This window comes from Limosilactobacillus sp. (assembly GCF_051873035.1).
Lineage (GTDB): Bacteria > Bacillota > Bacilli > Lactobacillales > Lactobacillaceae > Limosilactobacillus.
In genome coordinates this window covers 22,621-29,548 of record NZ_JBJEEL010000070.1, presented here as the reverse complement: position 1 = coordinate 29,548, position 6,928 = coordinate 22,621, and the positions used below count along the sequence as shown (strand labels likewise).

Genomic DNA, 6,928 nt, shown 5'->3' with positions numbered 1-6,928 from the left:
TGGCGTTTTTTATTTACCACCAACTGGGTGGCTAACTTCATTCTATAATCTACCTCTTGTAATTACCTTCTCAAACAAAGTAAAATATTGGAAAATAAGGACGAGAGAGGGACGGAAAAGTTGACCATTGTCACCAGTCTAAAAGTTACTACCATCTATTTACTACTAATCCTGGCGCTCCCCTTACTAGTAGTCCTCAGTTTGACCTATCTCAACCGGAATTCGAAATTACGGTTGGCCCAACGCTTGGGGGCGCGCTCCATCGTTTACGTGGGTGGCCTCGGGGTGATTGTACACGAACTTAGCCACTTATTAGTGGCACTTTTGTTTGGTCACCACATCAATGATTTTCGCTTATTGATTACCAACGTCCAGGAGAGCGGTGGGGCGCTGGGCTATGTTAACCACTCTTGGAATCGGAAGAATTACTACCAGTTTTTAGGAAACGCCCTAATTGGCACGGCGCCTATTTTTGGCTGTACGCTGGTTCTTTTGCTGTTAACCCGCTTCATGGTGCCGGCAGTTTACCAGTGGGGCCTACAACAGACGGCTAGCCTGCTGGGCCTGCCGGTTTCGACCAACGTTATTGCTAGCCCGGTTAACTGGTTACTAGTAATTATTTGGATCGTTCTCTCGGTTAACATTACGATTGGGGGCTTTGACCTTAGTGATGCTGACTTGAAGAGTACGATTCCTGCCTTTATCACACTATTTGTCATTATCGGCCTCTTGTTGTTCCTACTGATCCTGCTTGGATACGTGGCGGTCGTCCACCACTACCTCTTATTATTACTGTCCTGGTTTATTCTTGTGATGGTAATCTCCGTTGTTTGGTCGCTGGTGGTTAACCTGTTAGTACGAATTTAGGAATATCTCGGTATATAAAACCCCCGCGAGCATTTATCAATTAATGCTCGCGGGGGTTTGGGATTATCAGCCTAATCAGTTATCAAAATATTCTTTTAAAAAGTGAACCACGTGGTCACGGTAGTCAGTGGGGTTAATCCAGAAGCTTTCTGCGTGGGTGGCATTGTTAACAATCCAGAGGTCCTTGGGTGCCTTGGTTGCCTGGTAGTTTTCCAGTGCCATGTAGCTTGGAACGTAGTCATCCTTTTCCCCGTGGATAAAGAAGATCGGTAGTTTATTTTTCGCCAGCTGCTCCGTTGAAGAGACATCCCCGAGGTAAAAGCCGAGCCGGTGCCGGCTAATCGTTGAAACAAGTGGGTAGATTGGGTATTCCGGCAGGTGGTACTGTTTCTTTAACAGGTAAGCAAGCTCATCTTTAATACTCGAATAGCCGCAATCGGCGATGATGCATTTAACCTGTTGGGGAAGTTTCTCACCGCTCATCATTTCAACGGTGGCGCCACCCATGGAGACACCGAAGAGCACGATTTTGACCTGGCTACCGAGGCGGTTAATCAGCCGTTTTAACCATTCCTGGTAGTCTAAGCGGTCCAACCAGCCAAAACTGATGTAACGACCGGCACTTTGCCCGTGGGCCCGGTCATCAGGTAGGAGGACGTTGAAGCCAAGGTCATAAAAGAGCTTGGCATAACTAGCCATTGTTTCACCGTTCCCCTTATAACCGTGGGAAATAATGACGGCCTTCTCCTTATTGCCGTCCTTAGCGGGGATGAAGTAGGCTGACATTTCACCATCACCATCCTGGGGTGAAAACGTCCACCGTTCCTTTTCCACCTGTTTAAACCAGTCGACGTATGCCCAGTACTCATCAGCATACTTTTGCTTTTCTTCCGAAGTTTCGGGCACGTAATTAACCCGCTTAAAAGCGATTTTAAAGAGGTGTTCGCTCATAGCAAAACTAGTAACGGCAGCACCGGCGACGGTGGCCAGACTAGTCAGCAAGAATCCTTTTCGATTAGCCATTTAGACACATCCTTTCATAAAGGAAATATAATGGTTATCCTATACCAAACTGGTTTACAATTCAAAAAAAGAGTCCTGGTTGAGTAACCAGGACTCTTTTCTTGAGCTTTCGACATTAATTAAAAGGTATCCGGCTTGGCAATGTAGTCATCAACACCGTTAGGATTATCACTCCACTTGTACTTGTCATACCAAATCGAGTGGACTTCTTGGTCTAATTCGGCAATTGCTTCCATTTCGTCCGGCGTTAACGTGAAGTCAAAGACGGCCATGTTTTCGCGTAACCGTTGAACGTGGGTGGACTTAGGAATAACGACGAATCCCTGCTGGAGTTCCCAACGCAGTTCTACTTGGGCAACGCTCTTACCGTGTTGATCAGCGATCTTCTTAATTACCGGTTCGTTTAACAGTTGACCGTTGCCGAGTGGGGACCAGGCTTCCAGTTGAATATCGTTGTCTTAGCAAAAGGCAACGGTATCTGGCTGGTGAATCCGCGGATTAAATTCAATTTGGTTGACCATTGGTTTGATCGTGGCGTGGTCCAGCAGGTTGGTTAGGTGTTCAACGTTAAAGTTGCAGACACCAATTGCCTTCGCCTGGCCGTCACGGTAAATATCTTCTAGTGCCCGCCAACTTTCGATATATTTATTAAATACTGGCCAGTGGAGGAGCAGCAGGTCGACATAGTCAGTTTGTAGCCGCTGGAGCTGGCCATTGACTGCTTGCCGGAGCTTATCATAGTCACCCTGGTCCCCGTTGAAGATTTTAGTAGTCAGGAAGAGGTCAGACCGCTGGAGGCCGGTCTGGTCCATCCCGGTAAGCAAACCGGTGCCAACGGCAGCCTCGTTACCATACTGCTTAGCGGTATCGAAAAGCCGGTAGCCGTTTTCCATTGCTGTGGCCACCATTTGACTGGTCTCTTCATTGGCCGACTTCCAAACACCCAGGCCCACTTTCGGCATGGTGAGGCCGTTATTTAGTTTTACGCTTTTACTTTCATTCATCATCTAAACACCTTCTTATCAACTTAGTATACCATTTTAGTTGATAATCCCGGTAAAGTGTTATTATTAAAATAATCTTAAAAAGAAATGGCATGATATTAATGAAAAAGGACCAATTGAGAATTATTAACGTTCAAACCAAGACAATTACGCTGCCGTTAAAGCGCCCGTTCGTTACGCACTTACACCGGGTAACCATGATTCAGGCGGTTCAGGTTCAAATAACCCTGGAAAATGGGCTGGTGGGGAGCGGTGCCGCCACCCCGAATGAAAAGGTAACGGGGGACACACTAGCTAGCCTAAAGGAGGTGGCCGAGACCGTAATTGGTCCCAGCTTGATCGGCCAATCCCTGAACCATTTTGAACCGCTAATGACGAGGCTGAATTCCATTATTCGGTATAACGAGCCGGCTAAGGCCGCCTTTGACATTGCAATCTACGACCTCCGCAGTAAAATTAGTGGCTGCCCGTTGACGACTTTGCTCGGTGGGGCTAAGCAGTCGATGGCGACGGATTATACCATTAGTATTGGTACACCGGCACAAATGGTCGAAGAGGCCCGGCAACTGGTTAAGGCGGGTTTCCGGGCTTTGAAAGTGAAAATTGGTAACCAACCGGTTCAAGAAGACGTAACAACAGTAATAGCAATTGCCAATGCGGTCGGTCCGCAGGTTGCCCTCCGGCTTGATGTTAACCAGGGCTGGAGCTATAAAGAAGCATTAGAGGGAACTAGAATGTTAGCTGCCGCGCAATTAAATATTTCATTTATCGAACAACCGCTACCGGCGAACGATTTAGCTGGGTTAGCGCGGTTACGGGCCCAGAGTAGTTTACCGATTATGGTAGACGAAAGTGTCTTTTCGCCTTTAGACGCCTTACGGGTGATTACAGTCGGGGCCGCTGACCTAGTTAATATCAAGTTAATGAAGAGCGGGGGATTGTACAATGCCACCGTTATTAACCAGCTTTGTGCGACCACAGGAATCCCCTGCATGGTTGGCTGTATGATTGAGGCCGAGGAAAGCTTAGCCGCCGCAGTGGCCTTTGCCAACGCCCATGAAAATGTTCACTTTATTGACCTGGATTCTTGCTTCATGGCCAAGGATGACCAGCTAACCAGGATTAAGCATATTGGGCCTAACTTATACCTTATAAAATAAGAATGGGGACGTGACATAAGTCCCTTTGTATAGATCAAAGGCGAATAGCGTGGTGGACTAGTAAGACTGATCCAATGGTACTGACAATTGCAAAGAGGGCGCCAATATAGCCAATTTGACTGATGGGTACGAAGTTGACGGCGACCGAGGCCGTAAACGAGCCAACCGTTACCCCGATGTTAGTACAAATCGGGTTTAGTGATGAAGCAAGGTTCATCGCGGCTGGGTAATCACGGTCTGCTACGTTTAGAAACATCACCTGGAGAATCGAACCGGGCATCCCCAACACCAGGCAAATCACACAGAGCAGGGCGATCCCCGTGAGTGGCAACTTAAAACTCAACCCCATCACCAAGAGGAGCACTAGGCAGGCCAGGCTAATCAGCGGCAGCTTGGCAACGCCATAGTGACTAGAGATAATCCCGGCACAGGTATTACCAATAATAAACATGATACCAACGAGGCCCAGTAACCAGTTTAACTGGGTAGTTGAGAAGTGTAATACGTCGGTGATGAGGGGCCGGATATAGGTATAAAAGGTGTATTCGGCCGCCATCAGGGTGATCATAACGATGATTCCGAGAAAAATCCGGCGGTCCCGTAATAGTTTTAACTGGTGGGTGATGGACCCCTTCGTCTGCTCGGTGTGACGGGGAAGCAGGAAGAAGAGGCAGAGACCAATAATAAGGGTCAAGACACTGATCAGGGCAAAACTAGCGTGCCAGGAAAAGGCAGTGCTGATGGTAGTCCCAATGGGTACCCCGATGATGGTAGCGGTGCTAAAACCCGAAAAAACGGTTGCCACGAGCATTGACCGTTTCTCAATTGGGGCAATGATGCTGACGTAAACCAGGATTAACGAAATGATGGCCCCCGCAACTCCGGCAGTGATAATCCGGGAGACAAAGAGCCAGAACAGGTTAGGCGCGCAGGCCGTCAACGTGTTTCCTAATAAGAAGATGATCATCAGCGTCATCAACACTTTAAACCGATCATACTTACTGGTGAGTGTCGTCAATACCGGTGTACAGATCGCGTAGGTTAACGCAAACATGGTAACTAGGAAACCAACGGTGGAAAGACTAGCGTGGTAGCTGGTGGCGATGTTGGATAACACCCCCACGACCATAAATTCGTTACAACCGAGTAAAAAAGCGACTAGTACAAAAACCAGACTTTGCAAACGGTACTTCATATTAAGTTATTCCAATCCCTTCTACAAGCATATTAATGCAGTTCGTTGTGCACGTTTTGTTTGAATGGGGACAAAATGGGGAACTTGCTTTTAAAACCCCGGCTAATTAACGTTTTCTTACTATCGTTAAAATAAACCGTTGGTATTATACCATATCGGGTTAAAGTAAAACGTTGTAAAGACGAAGAAGACCCATAAAACAAGCCCACCCTTGCAGTGATATCGCTAGGGTGGGCTTATTTTATTGCTGGTGGACAATCTTGTGATAGAGTTGCCGGCTTAAGAAAAGGGAAATTAGCAGCAGCAACAGGCAGAAGGCAAATCCGGTTTGGATCCCCAGGTGCGAGGACTGACAGTGGAGAATGTTGTTGACAATTCCCACCACCGCAACGATGAGCGCGGCCCCAAATGAAGCGGCAATTTGGCGGAGGGTATTAAAGGTTGCGACCGCATCCGGCACAATGTCGTTTGGTAGCAGTGATAGGGCCTGCGTTTGCAGCGGAATCAGCATCGTTACCAGGCCGAATTGCCGAACCGTTTGAAAGATGGTGATCATCAGGACCGTACTATCGGCACCGATGACTGCCTGGAGGGTGGTCCCGGTAATATCGATAATCAGTCCGGCGCCGACTAGCCATTTAATCGGGTAAATATCGTAAAAGCGTCCGCTCGTGGTGGAGAGTAGTCCGGTCAAAATGGCCCCCGGTAAGACGGTAATGGCCGATATTATGGTTCCTTTCCCTAAAACAACTTGGACCAGGAGGGGAATCAGGATGGTATTCCCGTACATCGTGGCCGTAATGAGCATGTTGATGACGGTGGCCAGGACAAACTGCTTGTGGCGGAAGATCCGGAAGTTAATCAACTGGTGGTCACTGTGCCGCTGATTAAGAACATACAGACCCAGTGCGACCAAGCCAATGACGATATAGCCGACGACGTTAAACGAGGCTAATTGGTAATTTGAAACGTTTGATAGCCCCATTAGTAGTGACCACAAACCAATCGTAATCAGGACCAACCCCATTAGGTTAAAGTGTGGTGACTCGTTATGGGGAATGTAGGGAAGAAAGAAGAACGAGAAGATAAGGGTCAAGACGGCGAAGGGGATGATTATGATAAATAGGTAGCGCCATGATAGGTAGTTAAGTAAGAACCCGGAAACCGCTGGTCCCAGGATGGGGGCACAGTTGAAGGCCAGGCCGATTATCCCCATGATCCGGCCCTTTTTACCAGGAACCGCGTACCGGATGGCTAAGACGTTGACGAGGGGCATCATCATCCCCGCTCCAATGGCCTGGATCATCCGGGCGGCCACTAGAAAAGAAAAGTTGGTGGCCATGGCACCGAAGATGGTTCCGAGAAGAAAAACGCCCGCGAAGATAATAAAGAGGCGGCGAAAAGAGAAGCGTTTAATTAAGTAGGAACTAATCGGAATCATCAGTGCGTTGACGAGCATGTAGCCGTTGATTACCCACTGGACGTGACCGGCGGAAATGCCAAAGACCTTCATGAAGGTTGGTAGGGCAATGTTCATCAATGTGGAACACAGTAGGCCAAAAAAGGTGCCGAACACCATTATAACTAGGGCCCGGCTAATTCGTTGATCTTTCATGATTAAGTGTTGAATATCTCTCCCTTGCAAAAGTTACCAGTTTAGTTTACCAAGGCTGGTAAAA

5 protein-coding genes and 1 pseudogene are annotated in these 6,928 nt (G+C 47.8%); 2 read left to right on the top strand and 4 right to left on the bottom strand.

Going from position 1 to position 6,928, the window contains the following annotated elements:
- Positions 1-87: 87 nt before the first annotated feature.
- On the top strand, positions 88-867 hold the full coding sequence (locus tag ACI31H_RS07365; protein ID WP_439771338.1) for a hypothetical protein: 780 nt from the start codon (positions 88-90) through the stop codon (positions 865-867).
- 75 nt (positions 868-942) lie between these two features.
- Here ACI31H_RS07365 and ACI31H_RS07360 read toward each other — a convergent pair whose 3' ends face one another.
- Positions 943-1,890, bottom strand: a complete 948-nt coding sequence (locus ACI31H_RS07360; RefSeq protein ID WP_439771337.1) for an alpha/beta hydrolase — start codon at positions 1,888-1,890, stop codon at positions 943-945.
- 119 nt (positions 1,891-2,009) lie between these two features.
- A pseudogene (locus tag ACI31H_RS07355) lies at positions 2,010-2,894 on the bottom strand (aldo/keto reductase).
- A 101-nt stretch (positions 2,895-2,995) separates the two neighbouring features.
- On the opposite strand from ACI31H_RS07355, the gene ACI31H_RS07350 reads away from it, so the two are divergent.
- Positions 2,996-4,054, top strand: a complete 1,059-nt coding sequence (locus ACI31H_RS07350; RefSeq protein ID WP_439771336.1) for a dipeptide epimerase — start codon at positions 2,996-2,998, stop codon at positions 4,052-4,054.
- A gap of 34 nt (positions 4,055-4,088) precedes the next feature.
- On the opposite strand, the gene ACI31H_RS07345 is transcribed toward ACI31H_RS07350, so the two are convergent.
- Together ACI31H_RS07345 and ACI31H_RS07340 are read right to left on the bottom strand one after the other, a co-directional pair.
- Entirely contained in the window at positions 4,089-5,249 is a 1,161-nt protein-coding gene (locus ACI31H_RS07345; protein WP_439771335.1) for an MFS transporter, read from the bottom strand.
- 241 nt (positions 5,250-5,490) lie between these two features.
- Positions 5,491-6,864, bottom strand: a complete 1,374-nt coding sequence (locus ACI31H_RS07340) for a DHA2 family efflux MFS transporter permease subunit (protein ID WP_439771334.1) — start codon at positions 6,862-6,864, stop codon at positions 5,491-5,493.
- Between the last annotated feature and the right edge of the window lie 64 nt (positions 6,865-6,928).

Excerpts from the sequence above, each read along its gene's own strand:
- ACI31H_RS07360 (WP_439771337.1), bottom strand. The coding sequence starts at position 1,890 with ATGGCTAATCGAAAAGGATTCTTGCTGACTAGTCTGGCCACCGTCGCC.
- ACI31H_RS07350 (WP_439771336.1), top strand. The coding sequence starts at position 2,996 with ATGAAAAAGGACCAATTGAGAATTATTAACGTTCAAACCAAGACAATT.
- ACI31H_RS07345 (WP_439771335.1), bottom strand. The coding sequence starts at position 5,249 with ATGAAGTACCGTTTGCAAAGTCTGGTTTTTGTACTAGTCGCTTTTTTA.
- ACI31H_RS07340 (WP_439771334.1), bottom strand. The coding sequence starts at position 6,864 with ATGAAAGATCAACGAATTAGCCGGGCCCTAGTTATAATGGTGTTCGGC.